This is a genomic window from Caballeronia sp. DA-9 (assembly GCF_051615025.1).
Taxonomy (GTDB): Bacteria; Pseudomonadota; Gammaproteobacteria; order Burkholderiales; family Burkholderiaceae; genus Caballeronia; species Caballeronia sordidicola.
This window is the reverse complement of record NZ_CP195133.1, coordinates 2,082,854-2,101,957: the sequence shown is the minus strand read 5'-3', so window position 1 is coordinate 2,101,957 and position 19,104 is coordinate 2,082,854. Positions and strand designations below refer to the sequence as shown.

Here is a 19,104-nt window from a genome sequence, read left to right as displayed (position 1 = left end):
AGAATTCAGGTTTATTCCTTTATAGCTGTCACCCTTGCCATGACCCAAGACGAACTGAAGCAACTGGTTGCCGCCGAAGCCGCCGCCTACGTCCACGCCAACGTGCCCGAGGGCGCCGTGATCGGCGTTGGCACAGGCACCACTGCGAATTGTTTCATCGATGCCATTGCGAGCACGAAATCGCGGTATCGCGGGGCGGTTTCGAGTTCGCTTGCAACTACCGCGCGGCTCGAAGCGCATGGTTTCCAGGTGCTCGAATTGAACGAAATCGAATCGTTGCCCGTGTACGTGGATGGCGCTGATGAGATCGACGGCCAGGGCGCCATGATCAAGGGCGGCGGCGGAGCGCTCACGCGCGAGAAGATCGTGGCGTCGGTGGCGGACGTGTTTGTGTGTATTGCCGACGGCAGCAAACGCGTCGATGTTCTCGGCACTTTCCCACTCCCAATCGAAGTTGTGCCAATGGCGCGAACCGCCATCGGGCGACGCGTGATTGCATTGGGCGGCGTGCCGGTGCTGCGCGTGAAAAAGGACGGATCGCCGTTCATTACCGATAACGGCAACGAGATCATCGACGTGAAGGCGCTCAAGATCACCGATCCGATCGCGCTGGAAGCGGTCGTCAATGGCTGGCCGGGCGTGGTCACCGTGGGTCTCTTCGCGGCGCGCGGCGCAAACGTCTGCTTGTTGGGAACGCCGGGCGGTGTTGAACGGATCGATTACATCGCGCATTGATACGCCTTGTGCGAGGAATGCAGATCTGAGTGCGCGGTAAGCTTTGAAAGCTTGCCGCGTTTTTTTTATCGCGGCAATCTTCAACAGTCTATTTCGCTAAACTACCTGCTTAGTCAGATCGATCCGATGCGTGATGCATGGGCAATCATTCAAACTGGGTACGTCGCTGGAGCATTGCTCCCAGCCCGTCATTTGGGTGACCGCGAACATTCCGTCCGCGCTCGCAACCTCTACAGGTTGGATTTCACCTTTCGCGTGGGCGCGGCAATAAGGTCTTAACAATTACGGGAATAAAGCGATGCACAACAATCTTCGCAAGACGCTGGACGCGTCCTACAAACGCCTTAGAAGCATGGAGCCGTCGCCCACGGCGTTTGCGGGCAACTATGCCCTGTGTCTGGGCGTGATCATGGGTGGCCAAACCTGCAGGGGAATGTCGCTGAAGGAAGCCGAAAGCGAACGTGCGTATCTGGCGATGCTCGCTGCCATGTATGAGATCAAGCTGGGTGTGCCCGGTAACTTCAGTGCTCGATAAAATGGATATCGGCTGACATACAAGAAGGCCCGGCATAAAAACATGCCGGGCCTTCTTCTTTGGTCTGCGATATCAACTATCGGGTTAGCCCGGCCTCGCTCGCTGGCGCTGGCTCAATACCGCCCGTCGCTTCAACTTCGTTATCCTTATTTGCGAGCGTCGCTATGTCGAATAGTATTCGTGTCATCTGCTGCAAATATCGATCGATGGAAAAGTGCTGGCCCGCGTTCGCGTGACCTTGCGCCGCGATTCGTGCGGACGTTTCAGGCTCGCGTTGCAAGGTGTCGATAGCAAGGGCCAGCTTCGATGCATCGCCAGGTTCAACGATCATGCCGTTCTCGCCATGCCTCACGATTTCAGGGACCGCGCCTCCGTTCGAGGCAATTACTGGTTTGCCCGCCGCCATTGCTTCGATGATGACAAGACCAAAGGGCTCGGGTTGTGTCGATGCGTGGACGATCACGTCCATGGCTTTCATCCACGAGGTGACGTCGTGCTGGAAGCCTGCGAAGTGCACGCGGTCGGTGATGCCTAGTGTCTCCGCTTGTACTCGCAGACTTTCTGCATAAGCGGTCTCGCCAAACAGCGCATCGCCGACGAGAACCAGATGAGCGTTCGGAACGCGGGCGATTGCATCCAGTGCAACGTGCTGACCTTTCCATTGCGTGAAGCGGCCGAATAGTCCAGCGAGAAATGCATCATGAGGCAGTCCAAGCGCTGCCCGACGTTGTTCCATGGTCGTGCCTGCCTGACCCGTGCCGTCGCCAAAGCGCTTCATGTCCACGCCGTTATGAACGACGGGCACGGCACTGCGTGGCAGGCCGGTGAGCGCGATCAATGCATCGGCGGAAGCGCGCGAGTTGGCTACGACGTGATCGACACCTACCTTCACGGCCCATTTGATCAGCAGTAAGTGCAAGCGGCCGAAGTGCTCGCGCGAGACGATGTCGTGCACATGCCATAAGGTGGGCTTGCCATGCAGCGCGCGGCTGAAAGCGCCGAGTATCAACGCCTTCTGCGTGTTGAGGAACACCATATCGAATCGCTTTGCGCGCGCGGCGATCATGCGTACCTGACGCAGAATGCCGGGAAGGGCAGCAAGCGCGCCGAACTTCATGCGGTCTTTCTTGATGCCCTGAATGCGTGCGTCGACCTCGACTGAAACGTTGACGCCTTCGTCCTGAAGCCGATCGCGAAAGGGGCCATCGGAGAGCAGAAGGACTTCGCTGCGCTGGGTGCATCGGACAGCAAGTGGCAGGAGGCAGATTTCGGCGCCGCCAAGTTGTCCGCTTTGATCGATGAACAGAATCCGGGGTTCGCCTCGGACTTGTGAAGCCGCGGGTGCCGGGCCATGGTCACGCAACAGCGTGATGGCTGGATTTGATAAGCTGGCTGCGGTTTCTGTGGGCATCGATGACAGGAATAAGCATTGAGCGAACCCGAGGCCGATTAACCCGGCGACCTTGGGTAAATGAAATGGCGTGAAGACAACATCTACACAGCACTCATTATTCGCAATGCGATGCGCCAGGTGTGTGGGCGTGCGCACGAAAACATAAAAGGACTGTCTTTAAACTCGGTTCATCGGCAGCAATGGGCTGCGGCATACGGGTTTCATCATGAAAGTGGCTATTGTTCACGACTGGCTGGTGGTGTCGGGCGGCGCGGAGAAAGTGCTGGAGCAGATGATTGCGTGTTTCCCGCAGGCGGATATTTTCAGCCTTGTGGACTTCCTTGAAGACCGCTCCATTGTTCACAACAAGCCGGTGAGAACGTCCTTTATCCAGCGGCTCCCGTATGCGGAAAAAAAATATCGCGGCTACTTGCCGTTAATGCCACTTGCGATAGAACAGTTTGATTTGTCGAGTTACGACCTCGTTCTTTCCAGCTCGCATGCGGTGGCCAAGGGTGTGCTGGTTGGCCCTGACCAGACTCATGTGAGTTACGTTCATTCACCGATTCGATATGCGTGGGACCTGCAGCATCAATATCTGCGTGAGGCGCGGCTGGAGCGCGGACCGCGTTCATGGGTCGCGCGTCTGTTGCTGCATTACTTGCGCAATTGGGATGCGCGTTCGGCCAATGGTGTAGACCGGATCATTGCCAATTCGCACTTCGTCGCGCGCCGGATCATGAAGAGTTACAGGCGCGAGTCGGCAGTCATTGCGCCTCCGGTCGATGTGCAGGCTTTCGAGGTTGGTGACGAGAAGGGCGATTTTTATCTGACCGCTTCGCGCATGGTGCCTTACAAGCGCATTGACATGATTGTTGAAGCGTTTGCGTTGATGCCGGAACGCAAGCTTGTTGTGATTGGCGACGGTCCGCAGATGGATCTGGTGCGCTCGAAGGCAACGCCCAATGTGAGCATTCTTGGCTATCAGACGTTTGATGTGTTGAAGGATCATATGCAGCGCGCCAAGGCATTTGTGTATGCGGCTGAGGAAGATTTTGGCATTGCCATTGTGGAGGCGCAGGCGTGCGGTACGCCGGTAATTGCATTTGGCAAGGGTGGGGCGCTGGAATCGGTCGTGCCGCTTGGCACGTCGGGGGCGACGGGGATTCATTTTCCTGAGCAGACAGCAGCGTCGTTGTGTGAGGCGGTTGAGCGGTTTGAGGATTCGCCACATGCGTTTTCGGCGCTTGCCTGCCGGAAGAATGCGGAACGGTTTAGTGCGGCGGATTTTCGCCGGCGGTTTATTGTGGAAGTTTTGAACGCAATGGCGAAGACTGGTCCTGATTCAGATAGGGACATTTCGGGAGTAATCGCGCACGCTTTTGTTAAGGCTGCTTAGGCCTTGCACTGCCTTGGCTTTTGCTTGTTTGTTGCACTATTGCCTGCGCTCAGATAGCGTGGGCTTTTTTTTGTTCGCGGGTTTTGGTTTAGGCTAGGGTCGGTGCTGCTTGAGCCTTCGCGCGTTTCGTCTTGGTTGATATTTTTAGCACTGTTAGCCACTGTCCGTGGCGGGACTTCATTTCTTTTTCCAACGGCGAAAAAGAAACCAAGCAAAGAAAACGCCTTCCAACCGCCAATTCTTAAAGAGACCAAGCGTGCACATACATCTGCTTGGGACTTCAAAAGAACCCTCGACGCCATAACCACCAACACCTGAAACCCTCCCCCTCCGAATCCCTACATCCACACGCTTCGCCACCAGCGTTCTCGGGCAAGCACAGAACCCCACTGAACCAGTTCGGCCAAACACACCATTTGCGTGCAAGCACGCAAATGGGCGCGCAGCGCGCGCCGCGTTTTCCTGTTTGAGGCTACTCACACTGGTGGCGAAGCGTGTGGGTATCTGTTGCCGAAGGGGAAGGGGTTCAACTGTCCGGGGTTTTACGCTGAGCGTTCTTTTGAAGTCCCAAGCAGATATACGTGCACGCTTGGTCTCCTTAAGAATTAGCGGTTGGAAGGCGTTTTCTTTGTTTGGCGCTTTCACACTCCAAGTGCAACAGCGGGGTCAATGACAATGCCGTGCTTGGCGCAGTTTTCAATAAAGACCTCACCAGGCGTGCGCCACTGGAGCGTCTTTCGAGGGCGGGTGTTCATGTTCAGCGCGATCGCATCGAGTTGTCGCTGCGAGAATACCGATAGATCGGTCGCCTTGGGTAGAAACTGGCGAAGCAGCCCATTGATGTTTTCACAGATGCCGCGTTGCCACGGACTGTGTGGATCGCAGAAGTAGATCTTGATGCCCGTCGCCTCAGCCAGCTTTTTGTGTAACGCCATTTCTTTGCCCTGGTCGTAGGTCAGGGTTTGACGCAGTCCCTGATCGAGCGGCGCGAACGCGGCACTGTAGGCTTCCAGCGCTGCCTGCGCCGTACTGCCATCGATCTTGACCAGCATCACAAACAACGTGCTGCGATCCACCAGCGTACCCACTGCCGAACGGTTAGCCAGGCCTTTGATCAGATCTCCTTCCCAGTGACCCGGGATGAGCCGGTCGTTGGCTTCGGGAGGGCGTACGTGAATACTGAGCATGTCGGAGAGCTTGCCGCGCCGGTCCTGTCCTCGCGTGCGCGGCCTGCGTGCGCCACGTCCCTGTCGCAACAGGCTGACGAGTTCCCGGCGCAACTCGCCTCGGGGCGCGGCGTAAATGGCTCGGTAAATGGTTTCATGCGAAGCGTTCAAAGCAGGCTCATCAGGGTGGGCAAGTTTGAGTGCGGCTGAGATCTGCTCGGGTGAGTGACACTTTTGCAGATACTGCCGCACTTCGGGCCACAACGCGCCGTCAACGTGCAGTTTGCGCTCGTAACGCGGTTTGCGGCGAAGCCGTCCCGCGCGTCGACCAGCACGGATCGCGCAGTAAGCGCCCGCGATCGCAGGCCGTCCTCTGTCGCCGCGCTCTTCATCGGACTTCCAGCCATTGCGCTTGAGTTCGCGGCTGATCGTACTTGGCGAACGTCGGAGCGCACGCGCGATCGCGCGCGTGCTTTCGTTGGCAAGTTTCATGGCAAATATTGAGCCACGCTCCTCAGCACTGAGTTGTTCATAGCTTTGTCCCATGCAACATATCCTATTTCAAAGGTGTTGCACTTGTACCTTGAAAACGCCCTTCGTTTCTTTTTCGCCGTTGGAAAAAGAAATGAAGTCCCGCCACGGACAGTGGCTAACAGTGCTAAAAAATTCAGCCAGAACGAAACGCGCGAAAGCCTAGGTAGCACCACCCCTGACCCCCCCAAGCGCCAGCGCCCGAAAAAAACCAAATGCCCGCTTCCGCGGGCACCGGCGCTACTGGCGGCCTCCAGGCCATCTCATCATAAAAAAATCAAAACCACCCCCCCAACACCTCTCAATGCTTCACATCAACAACGGCTGGATCGCTTGAATAGGTATAAGCATAAGCATAGTCATAAGTCCCCTTACGCCCCCCACTCTTCGCGGGCATCGCATTCAAAACACCCCCTACAATCCGGGCCCGAGCACGCTTCAGCTTCTTAAGCGCATCGGCGATATTCTTCTCGGAGTGGGCCCCCGACCTCATCACAAGCACCGTCGATCCAGCCAGACTAGCGATCACCGCCGCATCCGGCACAGCCAACAACGGCGGCGTATCCACAATGACGAGATCAAATTGCTTTTCGAATGCCTGGAGCAACGAAGCAAACCGGCTGGACGTCAGTATCTCCGAAGGATTCGGCGGATGCGCGCCCGAACCAATGAAGTGCAATCCATTCACGCCCGTCTCACGCGCAGCCATCTCAAAGTCGGTCTGTCCGCTAAGCAACTCGGTAAGCCCGCCATTCGATGACTTTCCAAGGTAATGCGCCAAACGGCCACGCCGCAAATCGGCATCGATCAGCAACACGCGCTTGCCCGACTCAGCCAGCAATGCAGCAAGGTTGGCTGCGAGGAAACTCTTGCCGTCGGACGGCGCCGGACTCGTAATGGCAATCACTCGATTGGGCGCGTCGACCAGCGCGAACTGCAGCGTGGCCCTCAACCCGCGAAGACCTTCAATCGATGTATCGAACGGATGCGTGGTGGAAAGCAACGGCTGCTTGCCAGTGCTGGCCGCCGGCAGCACCGTGGCGTTCTGAAGCGCCACGGCGACAGGCGTCTTGGTGGAAAGACCCAATGTCGAACCAATCGAATCTCCAACAGGCTGCGTACCAGGTCGTTTCATGCCGCCCTTGGCGGAAGGCGTCGGCAATGCCATCGGACGATCAAGGCGTATCCGGTCTTGCCGGGCTTGTTCCGCACTGAACGGAATCGCGCCAAATATAGGCAGGTTGAACCGGCGTTCAACGAGTTCCGGATCATCGACCCCAGCGAAGAACGAACGGCGCACAAAGGCAAACACGACGCCTGCAATCACACCCAGCAAGCCGCCGGCAGCGATGATCAGCGCAGCCTTCGGCTTCACCGGTTGCGAAGGCACGAGCGCCATATCGATGATATGCACATTGCCCACGGTCCCCGCGCGACTGATCGAGAGCTCCTGCGTCTTGTTTAGCAGCGCGACGTAGATCTCGGAGTTGACCTTCGCTTCGCGCTGCAGCGAAACAGCCTGACGCTCCGAACCCGGCAGGGTCTTGAACTGGTTATCGAAGCGCGACTTTTCGACATTGAGTGCGGCGAGTTGCGCATCGACCGCACGTACCTCGTCTGCACCTTCAGTGAAGCGTTGCAGCAACTGAACGCGCTGCATGCGCAGCGCCGCAATCTGGCGTTCATAGTCAAGTCCGCCCGACAAGTACGTTTGCGCTTCCTGGGTCGGCTGGAACGAACCCGCGGTCGTCTGATATTGCGCCAACGCGGTTTCGCTCGCACGCAGTTCATCGCGCACGCGCGGCAGTTCGTTGTTCAGGAAAGTAAGCATGCGGTTCGCTTCTTCCTGAGCCCGTTCTGTGCGCTGCTTCAGGTATGAAGCGGCCAGCGCGTTTGCAACCTGCGTGATGTAAAGAGGCTGCGAACCGCTATACGAGATCTGGATGATCCCCGTGTCCTTGCCTTTCTCGGCGACCTGCATGCCGGTGCCGAAAGCTTGCACGGCTTCGAGTTGTGAAGCACGCGTGACGTAGAACTCAGTACCAGGACGTGCGACGAGCTGGCTCACGAGCAACGTAACGCCATTGCCCTTCGCCGTGCTGCCGGCGAGACCTTGAAGCAACTCGTGGTTCTCGGAATCGAGTAATGCAAAGCGGCCATTGCCCAGTGCACGCAATGTGAGACGCTGGTCTTGCAACATTGCAGGTACCGTGATCGCGTCGACCTTGAACTCTTCTCCGCCCCATGCATAGGCATTCAGTCCGAACACGGCAGGCAACGGATGACCCTTGCGCGCGAACCACGGCGTGATGCGGCCAATGAACGGCATGACGTTGGATGCCGTGCTGAAGTTCAGGTTGAACTGGTCGACAACAGGCTCGATCACCGTGCGGCTCTTGATGATCTCTATCTCGGAGTCCGCGTGCAGCGAACCGCCGGTCGGCGTCAACGCCGCCGAGAGGGCGCCCTGATTGCTGCCCGGTGAATTTGCACTGGGCGTGTCGACCTGCACGAGCGCATCGGCGGAATAGATCGGTGTGGACAGTTTCGCGTACAGCACGGCGGCCAGCAAGATGCCGAGCGCAATGCCCAGCACCCACCAGATCTGATCGGTGATCATTCGCACCAGGTCGCGCAAGACGAACTCGTCGTCCTTGGCTTGCGCGGGCGAATGCTCCAGCATTTCATAAGTACTCATGTCGCACTCCGGGCGTAACACGTGACGCGTTGTTAGCGGGTTGTCTGGATGGTGTAGAACAGCGTCTGGATCGTAGGCGCGATCTGCTCGAGCACGCGGTTGAAACGCGCGGCGCTCGCAACTTGCACGTAGATCACATCACGCGGATGCAACTCGAATTGAGTCATGAGCATCAATGCGTCGACCTGCGTCATGTCCAGCTTGTAGACGCTCAGGTCGAGCGGGCGCGTGCCCGGTATTGTGCTGCCGTTGGATGTGGTCAACGCCGCGGTCTTGATCATGCCGCCCTTCGTGGACTGTTCCGGTGCGCGGATCACATAGATCTGGCGCGGATCGGCTGAACGCGGGTCGATGCTGTTGGCGTTCGCCAGCGCGTCGGCAAGCGTGAGGCGGCCGCGGTTCATCGGAATGGTCTGCGGCTTGGCCAGTTCTCCAAGTACAAACACGCGGCTCTTCGTGCGATCCGGCACGTCGATGATGTCGTCATCCTGGAGCAACACGTTTTGCTGGATATCGCCACGATCGAGAAGGGCTGCAACATCGACTGCGTAGCGCTTGCCGTCGCGTGTAATGCCTACGTTCTGCAGATCGGCGTCAGCGTTCGCACCGCCCGAGCGGTTGATCGCGTCGATGACGGAGAGCGGCACGTCGGTGATCGGCATCGACGAAGGCTGCTTGAGGTCGCCCGTGACCTGGACCTGCTTGCTATAGAAGCCGGTCACGCGCACGTCGAGTTGCGGATTGCGAATGTTCTTCGAAAGACTCTGCGTGAGCATCGCCTGAAGTTGCTGCGCCGTCTTGCCGACAGCCTGCACGCGCCCGACTCGCGGGAAGAAGATGGTGCCGTCATTGGCGACACGTACTGTCACGCCGCCAGCTTCCGGACCGGTCGCGCTGCCCGAGGTATTCACGGGCGCGGCCGCATTGCCGGCAGTGCCCGTTGGAAGCGGCGGTACGCCAGCGCCTCCCGTGCTCGCGGCAATTCCGGCGGAACTGAACTCTGGGTGATCCCAGACAGTGATGCTGATCTGGTCGTTCACGCCAATGTGATACGCATACAACTTGCGGGTGTCTTTGGTGAGGCAGGTGAGCGGGCAAACGCTCGCGAGCGACTCATCGCTGATTTGCGGATGCGTCTCGAAGTAGCTGACGTCGATAGGCGTCACGCGGTACTTCACGTTCGCCTGGGCGACGCTGTCCGGCGCGGGCGTCTGGTCGAGGCGATCGGTATCGAGATACGGTCCCGGTGCAATGGCGCAACCGGTCAACGATGCTGTGAAGGTTGCGCCAGCCAGCAGTGAAACGAGTAGTTTGATGTTCATATTAGTGGTCCTCGCGTTACGGATACGCTGAATGGTTCCAGCGCAAAGTCTCCTGACCGTCAACGCGCAGTGCGCGTACGTAGTCCTTCCTGTGCATGACGTGAACGCCTTGGTGCTGTCATGCGGGTTTCGCTGCGAATGGGTTTCTTCCCCGGTCCACCCATTCGCAGCAGCCACTCGAAACAACAGCTAACGCTCCCCGCCTTGAGAATCCAGCGGGTGTTCACACAGGAAGAACTGCAGGTTGAAAGACGCATGGCAGGAGACCGCTGCGTCTTTTTAAAATTGTTGTCGACTACGTTGCTGCGTTGCTTATTTCGTCGCTTCACTTCTTTTCTGCGGCTACTCGTGCTGACTCGCGATCAAGGCGATAGTCGAGGCGAGCAGATGGCCGTTTGATATGACATCGTGGCGTTTGCGGCCGGGTCGGTAAGTGCGCTTCCGCACGCGGGCGTCTTAGTTCACACAAATAGTTATTGCATGGACAATGCGGTTTTCATGCGCATGACGCTGTCCCCGACACTTAAATTCCAAATCTTGTTTAAAACAACACTGCATCAGACCGAACCAATGAATACGCGCGTGCAAAATCCGCTCGATAAAAAAATATCGAAAGCATGCTCAATGTTTTGTGAAACGCATGATCGTGGATGAATGCTCACCAGAAGTGCCGGCGCGTTGAACAGGGCGGCGGAAAGAGGAGTGCACACGGCAGGTTAGGACCTGGCTGCGTGACGCTCACACTGATCGCCTGCTCCCCAGGTTCAATGCACTTCTTCGGTAGCCTGGCGCAGACGTGGAAGCAACCTGTCGAACTCACGCTTGACGATGCCATAGCATTCACAAGCACGCGCTTCGAGGCCCTCGCGATCCAGCACCTTGATGCAACCGCGGCTGTGATGAATCAGTCCCGCATCATGCAGCTTGCCTGCGGCTTCCGTTACGCCTTCACGACGTACGCCAAGCATGTCGGCAATCAGTTGCTGCGTGACCTGAAGCTGGTTCGAAGAGGTGCGGTCGATTTCGATCAGAAGCCAGCGGCACAGTTGCTTGTTGAGAGAGTGGTGGCGATTGCATGCAGCCGTTTGCGCCACTTGCGTGAGCAGGGCTTGCATGTACAGCAGCATCAGACGGCGCAGGAAGTCCGAGCGGCCAAACTGCTCGCGCAATGCAGATGCGCTCATGCGATAAGCGAAGCCCGGGCATTGCACCTGGACGCGCGTCGGCATGGTTTCCCCGCCAGTCAGGACGGGCACGCCGGTCATGCCTTCACGGCCGACTGCTGCGATCTCGACTGAACCACCGTCTTCCATCGTGTGGAGGAGCGAAATGATGGCTGTCGTTGGAAAATACACGTGGTGAATGCGTTGACCCGAATCGCACAGCAATTGATCGGTGCGAAGCTGAACCAGTTCAAGGTGAGGCGTAAGAGCTTGCCACTCGTGCGCGGGAAGCGCACCCAACAGATGATTGCCGTGCAGGTCGGACTGAAGGGTCAGCATGATGTTCTTCTCTCGTAACTTTGCGCATTGCGCCTTACTTTTTATTTACCGGCCAGCGAAACGTTGCGTGGATGCATCTGACGGCATTCATCGAAACGTTTCGCGGCCAGCCCCGTAAGCAGCGCAGCATCGTCGTTTAGTTGATTTCATATTTCGACGTCACCGCGTTGCACTAGCCATTTAGCGAGGACCGTGCCAGCGATGGTCAATCTCAATGCCATCATGGGGTCGTGCATGGCGAGTGCAGATGAGAAATCTGCAGATGGATGTTTTTGTTTCAGTCTTGAACACGAGCGCTCAGAATGGCGACTATCGGTGTGATTGATGCAACGCATCCTTTTGTCTGCGCAATGCCTTGCTGGTGGCCTGTCCTGGTTTTTTTAATGCTCGTCAAACAGCAGCCGGACGCGCGAATCATGATTGCTTCAACGGCATTCGTCGGTTCTTTGGAAAATGATTCAGAACTGTTCCATCGACTTCGTGTGCTACCGAACGCAAGTGCCCCGCGTCAGTGCTTGACACGGTTGCACAGGCGCACGGTGCTTACGCCGCCCTTGCCGGCGAGGCATGCTGAGCGCATTCGTACTGAACTGAAAACGTTGCGTTCAACGCACGAACCTCACCTTGCGGCGTATGCGAGGCGTCGCGTTCACGAGCAACGAGCGCGACACGGCGTTCAACGCCGGGCGCCAGATGGAACCAGTCGGTGCTCGCGCGGTAGTGTGGGTCGACTATGTGAACCCAGCGTGCCAAACGTTTGGCACGGATCGCGAGCGCCCATCCATCGAGGCCGCCGTGGGCGTCATGTTCCAGCCGAACGTCGAATCCAAGGTCGTGACATTGCGTCAATTCGCGCTGTGGGAAGTGGAACGCTTCCGATAACACTGCGCCGCTCGCCTTGTCGCGCAAGGTGATGACGGTGGCTTCATGAGCACGCGGTCCGAATCGATACGCGTAGGTGAAGTCGAAAAACTGCCCAAGCACATCGGCTGCCTGCAGACGCGCCGTGCCGCGTGGCAAAAGTGTTACGTCCCGCGACGCGCTCGCGACTCTTGTCGCGCCATCGCGAAGACATGCGAGTTCCAGATGCGCATCAACCGGCCTGGAAGTCTCGTTGATGAGGTGGATATCGAGGCCGTCAAGGCCTTCGTCGGTGATCAGCGCCGTTACGGGCTGTAAAACGTGTGCGAGGCCGTGCCAGGCGCTTTTGGGCGTTCCCAGGGCATCGATCAGGCCCCAGCCCGCGCCGGCCCGGATGTCCTGCAACTGCCAGACGAGGCCGCCCGCACACGACGATCCCTGCCGGCGCCATTCCGAGAAAACCTCGCTCATGACTTCGGCCACCACGGCGCGCGAGAGGTCGAGATAACGCTCAGGGTCTTCGTAACGCAGCCGCACTGGATCGACCGAATACAGCGTGCGCAAATAGTATTCGCGGACATCGTCGAAATCCCAGCTTGCACCGCTGTCGCGCGGCACCGCGGCTTTCCAGCGTGGCTGATGCGGTAGCGAAGCGAGCAGTACGGCATTGAGCGCGACGTCGTCGGGCACATTGGCGAACGCGAGGCATTCGCTGGCGAAACGCACGTTTGCGCGCCGTGCGTCATCGAGCGGCCGCTGGTAAGCGCCAACGCCGTAGTAATGCGTGACGCCGGCGCGTGTGGCGAAAGGCCAGGCGGTTCCGTTCTCCTCTCCTGCGGCCACGCTGGGCGAATTCACCACGTAGGGCACGTCGGGCCGCAATGCAGCCGCGATCGACGGCAATTGATGCGTGAACAAGGCTTGCATGCGCATCGCGGGCGGCAGTCCGAGCATGGCCGCCTGCTGATCGGCCTCGCTGCCGCCGCACAGTACCGCAAGCGATGCAAAGCGTTGCGTTCTTGATAAGAACTGTTCTGCCTCACGCTGAACACTGGCGACAAACGCCGGATCGGTCGGATAGTCGAAATTGGCGAATGCGAAATCCTGCCAGATCAAAAGCCCGTATTCATCGGCCAAAGCATAGAACGCATCCGACTCGTAAAGCATGGTGCCGCCCACGCGCAACATGTTCATGCCGGCATCGCGGGCAAGCTTGAAAAACGTTTGCGCCTGCTCATGGGACGTGTCGAGCGAGACGAGATCCGCTGTGGTCCAGCATGCACCGCGCGCAAAAACGGGCACGCCGTTGACGACGAGTTGAAAGCCGTCGCCCGTGGGTCCCCGGTCCACGGCAATCTCCCTGAAGCCGATGCGGCCAAGGGCGATCACATCGTTATCCGCGAATTCGAGCGTGAGTTCATGCAACGCCGGATCGCCGTGCGTGTGGGGCCACCAGCGCGGGACGTTCTTCACGCGCAAGGTTCCGCCAATCGTTTGCGCGTCATGCCATTGCAGCGCGATCGACGCATCCCTGCAGATCAGACGCGCTGCTCGCTGCATTTGCGGATGCATGAAGCGCACGCTCAGATGCACGAGGCCGTCGTCGCCATCGAGACTCGAGCGCAGGTCCACGCGATCAATCGACACAGGCGATTCGCCCAGCAACTGCACCGCGCGCCACGGTCCTGCAGCCTGCACCGAAGGACACCAGCCGGGCATGTGGCCAAGGAGTGTCGTGCGGACCTGGCGCAACGTCGCGGGCTGCGCGAGTCTCGGCCGCCAGCGTGCGCGCCCGCGCCTCGCGCCAAGCGCCGCGCTTAGCGAACGAAAGCAGAGGTACAGCGTGGCGTGTCCGTCGAGGTTGATATCGACGTCGTAGGTTTCGAACATTGAATCCGTATCGAGCAGTTTTGTATCGTCGAGCCAGACTTCGCAAATTGTTGCAAGTCCGTTCAGGCGCAGCCGCCGCGCGCCATTTCCCGATAAGACCAGTCGATACCAGTGGTCATCGAAAGCAAATGCCGGAGGGGATTCGAGATCAAGCTTTCCTGCCGCTCTCCATGCCGATGCAACCGTGCCGGGCACGATTGCATCGAGCCAGATGCTCGTATTGCCCGTGTCGGGTAGATCCGCCGGCGTCGCACATGCGCCTGCCAGCGTACTTGCGCACTGCCAGCCATCGGACAAGGCATGTGGAAGGTAGGCGCCCGGCGTGGGCGAGCCAGGCGTGAATACGCCACGCGTAACGGCGCGCATGATGATCCCCCGTATGACGGTCGAGGATCGCATCGAGGCGGCCCTCTCTTATAGTGTGTGCCGTTCGAAACGCGGCGCGATGTGCAGGCCGCAATTCCGGCTGCACTGCAGGCGTTTGCCAAGCGCGTTAGCGGATGAGCGCGGCAAGCGGTTCGACAATCTGCTCGTATGACTCCTCGAGCACGTTGAAGCACTCGTGACACGGATCGCGGCGTCCGCGTGTGATCGCCCGGACGAGCCTGAACTGCATGACCATCGATTCCGTCGCAATGCGTTGCGCCGCGTTCGGCATGGAGTCGGGAATCGCAAAGCCACGCTCGCGCATCCACACGAGATATCGCGAAAGGAACTCGAAATTCGAACCCAGTTGCCGTATCACGTTGAACGTGTAGAGATGAAAAGCGCTTTCTCCACGCTCGAACAACATCTCCAGATGCTCGGGAAACGCCGCGCGCCACTGCGTAATCGGATTGCGTGCGGGACGGCGCTGCAGGTGCGCGACCAGCAGATCCGCCGATGCCTCCGCGAGCGCCGTGCCAGAAAGGGACGGCCGTGCGCGCTTGCAGAATTCCACATACGGAAACAGGATCTCCGGACGCCCGGCAAGCTCCGGAAGCTGCCGGAAAACGCCTTCATAGTCTTCGCCATCCAGCACGAAATAGCCCGTGTTGTGGAAGTAGCCGAGCCTGCGCGAACGCGGGTCGATGTAATCCACGCCGATAGTCGTCTTCGTGTGCTGCTGCCGGTAAGAGGTTGCGCGTGTATCGGGCAGATAAAACGCGTCGACTTCGGTCAGCACCGTATGTCCGCGCTGGGTCTGCGTACGAATGCGGTCTTCGAGCGAGTCGTAGATCGCCAGCTCCTGTACCTGCAGGCCATAGAGCTTGTCCAGGTCTTCGAGCGGAAACTTGAAGAACGTAAACTGGTCTCCCTCGAAGTCCTGCGTGACAGTAAAGGCGAGCGCTGCGCGCGGGTCGAGCCCATAGCCGTGCAGCAACTCGATCCACAAGTCGACGTAGCAGTTCGTTTCCGCCCAGACGCGTTCGCCTTGATGCAGCGAATGCGACTGGTGCTTGCGTACGCGCATGTGCGGTGGATGCAGTTGCAGAACCCGGGCACGTTCGCGGCTGGAGTCTGCTGCGCCACTTGTGTATACGGCTGTCATGACAGCGCCTCGAGCCCGGACGCGATGCGCGACTGCGTGTTACCCCAGAGGAAATCGCGCACTTCGGCAGGCCACGCATTGACGTCGAGGCCGTGATGGCGGAAGAGGGCGAGCGTGGTGCGTTCCATGCCAAATCCCACGCATGCCGTATGCGCCACCTCGCCGTTTGCCTGGGCGATCTTCCAGATTTCGCCGAAGTGCTCCATGTGATAGTTGAACGACAGGCAGGCGGTCGGACGATCGGGCGTTGCAACCGGAATCAGCAGTTCGAACTTCAATTCCTGCGCGCGCTGGCTATCGGCCACAATCTTGCCGCCACGGCCAAAGAACGGATCGTTGGCGAGATCGATTTCGAACGGCAGGCCCAGCAGTTTCACGAGCAGCGAACCGCGCTCGATCCACTTCTGGCGAAACGCCATCACTTGCTCGGGGCTGCCGAAACGCACGTATTCGCGCATCCGGAACATCTGCATGCGGCTTGGATCGATCGACGGCTCATGACGGAAGCAGTACGCGAACACATCCACCGTCGCGCCGTCTTCGGCCAATGCGCCGCGCTTCGCGACGACCGGATAGATCGGATAGCAGGCTGCCGGCGTCAGCACGAGGCGCGTTGGCTTTTGCTGGTCCATCCATTCGTCGGTGCGCTCTTCGTCGCCGACGGAAACCGTTTTTTCGAGCGCCGCCAGGAGCCGGTGATGACCGCGATCGTTACCCTGGAACGAGTGGATCGTGCCGGCGAGATCGGGAAAGCTCTTCAGGTACTCGCTATCCTCGAAGTCGTGACGGCGCATGGCGGGCGGAAAACGCAGCACTTCGGCTTGCTGGTCCGCGCCCAGCAGCGAGATGGCGTTGTTCAGGCGATCGATCACATCCTCGAACACATGGCTGCGGCCATACAGGCCGTCTTCGCCCGTTTCAATCAGGATGCCCGCTTCGATCATGCGTGCGCGCAGCGTCACATCCGAAGCGTTGTAGGTGTTTTGAGCGGAGGCGGCTTCGACGGCCGCGATATCCGTGAGCGTGTTCATGTCCTAGTTTCTCCCCGTAGCCGGCGTGCGCTGCGCGAGCAGCAGATTTGCCGTGTTCAATTGGATGCGATCGTTGCTGATCATCAAGGGCGCGGAAAAGAGATCGCGCAGATGACGCCCGACGCTATATTCAGTGTTGTTCTTGTAACCCGCCATGCCGCAGATCATCAGCGTTTCCTGCACGACCGTCAGCGCCAGCGACGAAATGCTGAGCTTGAGCGTATTCATGTCCGACGCAAGGTTCAACGATGCACCAAGTGGCGTATCGAAGTCGCACGCCCCGCGTTCGGTCGATGCAATGCTGGCGGCATCGAGTGCATCTTTAAGGCGTGCCTGCATCATGCGCAACTCTGCGACCGCGTTGGCGAGCCGCCCGGCCGACGGAGGCAACACGCCCGGTTTGCCGCGTGCCTGAGCGCGGAAAAACTGATGCGCACGGTTCACGGCGTCGGAGGTGATGCCCACCCATACCGCGGCCCACAACGTATGCGAGACCGGTAACATGATCTGGTCGGCGATCTGCGCGAACGGGATGGCCAGGATCTGTTCTGCGTGGCCCGTCGCATTCAGCCGGAAGCTTTCGCTGCAGGTCCCGCGCATGCCGAGTGCGTCCCATCCACCGCGTTTTTCCAGCACGAGTTTCTCGCGCGGTGCCACGATCAGCACCTGATCGGACGGACTCGCGTCGGCGCAGCGGCGTGCGGTGACCAGGATGCAGTCGGCGTGCGCGCCATAGGAAATGGTCGGCGCGAGCTTTTCAATGCTGAATGCGCCATCGACCAGTTCGACCGCGCACGCGCTGTTGCGCATGTTGCCGCCAATGGTCTCTTCCGAAGTCGCCGATGCAAGCAGCCATTGCTCGTCGATCATGCGCGCGATCATCTGGCGCACCCATGGAACGTCGTTGCCCTGATCGACAATGCACGCTACCTGGCTTTGATGCATGGCATAGACCATCGCCGCCGACGAGCACGCGTGTCCCAGCGTTTCGCAAATCTGCGCGATCTCGGAGAGCGTCAGGCCGGCACCGCCGAGCGAGGCCGGGACCATGGCGGACAAGAGCCGCTCGCGGCGCATGGCATCGATTGCTTCGGCCGGAAACCGTGCGTCGCGATCGACTGAGCCAGCGTTTTGCGCCGCGACTTGCGCGACTCGGCGTGTGGCGGCGAGCCAGAGGGGTTCAGCCGATGCCTCGGGAACTTCCGCTGCGGCCGGCGCTGCGTGCGCTGCGGTCTGCTCGGCATTCGCTGATAAAACAGCGATCCGCACGGGGGCGTTCATGCGGCCGCCTGTGCCTGTTGCAATTCGGTTACCGCGGCCGCGAGCGAATTGATCGATGAAAAGAGCCGCCGCGTCAGCATGCGATCGGGGATCTCGATGTTGAACTCGTCTTCCACGGCGAGCATCAGATGAACGGTCGCGAGAGACGACAGCCCCGCGGCGTAGAGGTCGGCGTCATCAGCGAGTGATTCGGCCGGAACGTCGAGCCGGGCGGATTCGGTAAGGATGCGGCGCAATGCGGATTTCATCTAATAGCCCCCCAAAGAAGCGTCACTAAAGGTGTGTCACCTGAAACCGGCCGCGGCCATTTCGTAGTTGGCTTGGTCGCGTGCCCGGACCGGGTTGGTCTTGCAATCCGTAACGGCTCGCCGTAAGGCTCGCTTGTTGTGAAGCCCGGTGGTCATTCCATGTGGGTGGGATGCCTGGCTTTTTCTCGCTGCCGTTCCTCATTGCCGGATTGCTTCCGGTGACCGTATTTAACGAATTGACAAGGGGTGGCGTCGGTGCGATGCCGCACGGAAGCCGCGCGGTTGGCGACGTATCGTATGAACATGGAACAAGCCGGTGCTGCCGGCGCTACTGCGACCGGAACCCGGACATGAACTGGAAGGCCCTCGACTTCGAGCAGATCACCGCGCGGGAGCTGTATTTGATCCTCCGGGCGAGAAGCGCCGTGTTTGTTGTCGAACAGTCCCGCGTGCATCTGGACCCCGATGGCCGTGATGAAACGTCGGTCCATGTATTCGGTGCGGAAGATATCGCCCGTTCGATGCCGGTTGTTGCTTATGCGCGTTTGCATGCGGATGCCGGCGCGGTTGCGGAAGTCGTGGTGGACAAGATCTTGACGAGTCCGCTGAGGCGTTGTGACGGCACGGCGCACGCGCTGATCGAACGTGTGATCGCGGCGGCCGGCGAGCGTTGGCCCGGACGCAGCGTCCGGCTGGCCGCGCCTGTCGGTCTGCGCGGGTTTTATGAAGCATTCGGTTTTCGCAAGAACGAAGGACCGTTCGACGAGCACGGCGTCCGCACGATCGGCATGGTGCGCAAGAGCCGCCTGAGCACGTGCCTGAGTGCGTATGTGGAAAGAACGTACACGATGGATGCGGGTTGCATCGATGTAGTCGAAGAGATTTGAAGCTGTAGTCGCATGTGTTGAACAAGCAGGTGCCCAACGTCGGCTTGGACGTTTCCAAATGACACAGAGGACGCGAAGAGAGTGTGCAATGCAC

At 59.2% G+C, this 19,104-nt stretch carries 14 protein-coding genes; 4 read left to right on the top strand and 10 right to left on the bottom strand.

Annotation, left to right across the window (positions count from 1 at the left end; translation table 11 throughout):
• Positions 1–39: 39 nt before the first annotated feature.
• Together rpiA and ACRWA7_RS25810 are read left to right on the top strand one after the other, a co-directional pair.
• The gene (rpiA, locus tag ACRWA7_RS25815) at positions 40–735 is read left to right on the top strand and encodes a ribose-5-phosphate isomerase RpiA (protein ID WP_438393110.1); all 696 of its coding nucleotides are present in this window, start codon (positions 40–42) and stop codon (positions 733–735) included.
• A 298-nt stretch (positions 736–1,033) separates the two neighbouring features.
• A complete protein-coding gene (locus ACRWA7_RS25810; RefSeq protein ID WP_060818827.1) occupies positions 1,034–1,270 on the top strand; it encodes a hypothetical protein in 237 nt (78 codons plus the stop codon).
• Positions 1,271–1,346: 76 nt separating this feature from the next.
• Here the strand turns inward: ACRWA7_RS25810 and ACRWA7_RS25805 are convergent, their stop codons facing one another.
• The gene (locus ACRWA7_RS25805; protein WP_438393108.1) at positions 1,347–2,681 is read right to left on the bottom strand and encodes a glycosyltransferase family 4 protein; all 1,335 of its coding nucleotides are present in this window, start codon (positions 2,679–2,681) and stop codon (positions 1,347–1,349) included.
• Positions 2,682–2,889: 208 nt separating this feature from the next.
• Here ACRWA7_RS25805 and ACRWA7_RS25800 point away from each other — a divergent pair, with 208 nt between their 5' ends.
• On the top strand, positions 2,890–4,062 hold the full coding sequence (locus tag ACRWA7_RS25800; protein WP_082850441.1) for a glycosyltransferase family 4 protein: 1,173 nt from the start codon (positions 2,890–2,892) through the stop codon (positions 4,060–4,062).
• A gap of 641 nt (positions 4,063–4,703) precedes the next feature.
• On the opposite strand, the gene ACRWA7_RS25795 is transcribed toward ACRWA7_RS25800, so the two are convergent.
• The 9 genes from ACRWA7_RS25795 to ACRWA7_RS25755 form a co-directional block, all read right to left on the bottom strand.
• Entirely contained in the window at positions 4,704–5,774 is a 1,071-nt protein-coding gene (locus ACRWA7_RS25795) for an IS30 family transposase (protein ID WP_438393106.1), read from the bottom strand.
• Between the two features lie 286 nt (positions 5,775–6,060).
• A complete protein-coding gene (locus ACRWA7_RS25790) occupies positions 6,061–8,457 on the bottom strand; it encodes a polysaccharide biosynthesis tyrosine autokinase (protein ID WP_438393104.1) in 2,397 nt (798 codons plus the stop codon).
• Between the two features lie 32 nt (positions 8,458–8,489).
• Positions 8,490–9,779 carry a polysaccharide biosynthesis/export family protein gene (locus ACRWA7_RS25785; protein ID WP_438393102.1) on the bottom strand — a complete coding sequence of 430 codons (1,290 nt, stop codon included), beginning with the start codon at positions 9,777–9,779 and terminating at the stop codon, positions 8,490–8,492.
• A 764-nt stretch (positions 9,780–10,543) separates the two neighbouring features.
• Positions 10,544–11,281: a Crp/Fnr family transcriptional regulator gene (locus ACRWA7_RS25780; RefSeq protein WP_060818820.1), complete on the bottom strand. Its 738-nt coding sequence runs from the start codon at positions 11,279–11,281 to the stop codon at positions 10,544–10,546.
• A gap of 543 nt (positions 11,282–11,824) precedes the next feature.
• Positions 11,825–14,398: a glycosyl hydrolase 2 galactose-binding domain-containing protein gene (locus ACRWA7_RS25775; RefSeq protein ID WP_438393100.1), complete on the bottom strand. Its 2,574-nt coding sequence runs from the start codon at positions 14,396–14,398 to the stop codon at positions 11,825–11,827.
• Between the two features lie 127 nt (positions 14,399–14,525).
• Positions 14,526–15,485: a DUF1839 family protein gene (locus ACRWA7_RS25770; protein ID WP_060819205.1), complete on the bottom strand. Its 960-nt coding sequence runs from the start codon at positions 15,483–15,485 to the stop codon at positions 14,526–14,528.
• Between the two features lie 74 nt (positions 15,486–15,559).
• The gene (locus ACRWA7_RS25765) at positions 15,560–16,594 is read right to left on the bottom strand and encodes an amino acid--[acyl-carrier-protein] ligase (RefSeq protein ID WP_438393098.1); all 1,035 of its coding nucleotides are present in this window, start codon (positions 16,592–16,594) and stop codon (positions 15,560–15,562) included.
• A gap of 3 nt (positions 16,595–16,597) precedes the next feature.
• Positions 16,598–17,875, bottom strand: coding sequence for an acyl-CoA dehydrogenase family protein (locus ACRWA7_RS25760; protein WP_438393096.1), 1,278 nt, complete (start codon positions 17,873–17,875; stop codon positions 16,598–16,600).
• Complete coding sequence (locus ACRWA7_RS25755) at positions 17,872–18,123, bottom strand: acyl carrier protein (RefSeq protein WP_060818814.1); 252 nt, start codon at positions 18,121–18,123, stop codon at positions 17,872–17,874. Before ACRWA7_RS25755 ends, ACRWA7_RS25760 begins: the two co-directional genes overlap by 4 nt.
• Positions 18,124–18,473: 350 nt before the next feature.
• Between ACRWA7_RS25755 and ACRWA7_RS25750 the strand changes: the two genes are divergently transcribed.
• Positions 18,474–19,010, top strand: coding sequence for a GNAT family N-acetyltransferase (locus tag ACRWA7_RS25750; RefSeq protein WP_438393094.1), 537 nt, complete (start codon positions 18,474–18,476; stop codon positions 19,008–19,010).
• Positions 19,011–19,104: the final 94 nt, after the last annotated feature.

Coding starts and splice junctions, on each gene's coding strand:
- ACRWA7_RS25775 (WP_438393100.1), bottom strand. CDS start 14,398: ATGCGCGCCGTTACGCGTGGCGTATTCACGCCTGGCTCGCCCACGCCG.
- ACRWA7_RS25805 (WP_438393108.1), bottom strand. CDS start 2,681: ATGCCCACAGAAACCGCAGCCAGCTTATCAAATCCAGCCATCACGCTG.
- ACRWA7_RS25780 (WP_060818820.1), bottom strand. CDS start 11,281: ATGCTGACCCTTCAGTCCGACCTGCACGGCAATCATCTGTTGGGTGCG.
- rpiA (WP_438393110.1), top strand. CDS start 40: ATGACCCAAGACGAACTGAAGCAACTGGTTGCCGCCGAAGCCGCCGCC.
- ACRWA7_RS25810 (WP_060818827.1), top strand. CDS start 1,034: ATGCACAACAATCTTCGCAAGACGCTGGACGCGTCCTACAAACGCCTT.
- ACRWA7_RS25750 (WP_438393094.1), top strand. CDS start 18,474: ATGAACTGGAAGGCCCTCGACTTCGAGCAGATCACCGCGCGGGAGCTG.
- ACRWA7_RS25765 (WP_438393098.1), bottom strand. CDS start 16,594: ATGAACACGCTCACGGATATCGCGGCCGTCGAAGCCGCCTCCGCTCAA.
- ACRWA7_RS25795 (WP_438393106.1), bottom strand. CDS start 5,774: ATGGGACAAAGCTATGAACAACTCAGTGCTGAGGAGCGTGGCTCAATA.
- ACRWA7_RS25790 (WP_438393104.1), bottom strand. CDS start 8,457: ATGAGTACTTATGAAATGCTGGAGCATTCGCCCGCGCAAGCCAAGGAC.
- ACRWA7_RS25770 (WP_060819205.1), bottom strand. CDS start 15,485: ATGCGCGTACGCAAGCACCAGTCGCATTCGCTGCATCAAGGCGAACGC.
- ACRWA7_RS25800 (WP_082850441.1), top strand. CDS start 2,890: ATGAAAGTGGCTATTGTTCACGACTGGCTGGTGGTGTCGGGCGGCGCG.
- ACRWA7_RS25785 (WP_438393102.1), bottom strand. CDS start 9,779: ATGAACATCAAACTACTCGTTTCACTGCTGGCTGGCGCAACCTTCACA.
- ACRWA7_RS25755 (WP_060818814.1), bottom strand. CDS start 18,123: ATGAAATCCGCATTGCGCCGCATCCTTACCGAATCCGCCCGGCTCGAC.
- ACRWA7_RS25760 (WP_438393096.1), bottom strand. CDS start 17,875: ATGAACGCCCCCGTGCGGATCGCTGTTTTATCAGCGAATGCCGAGCAG.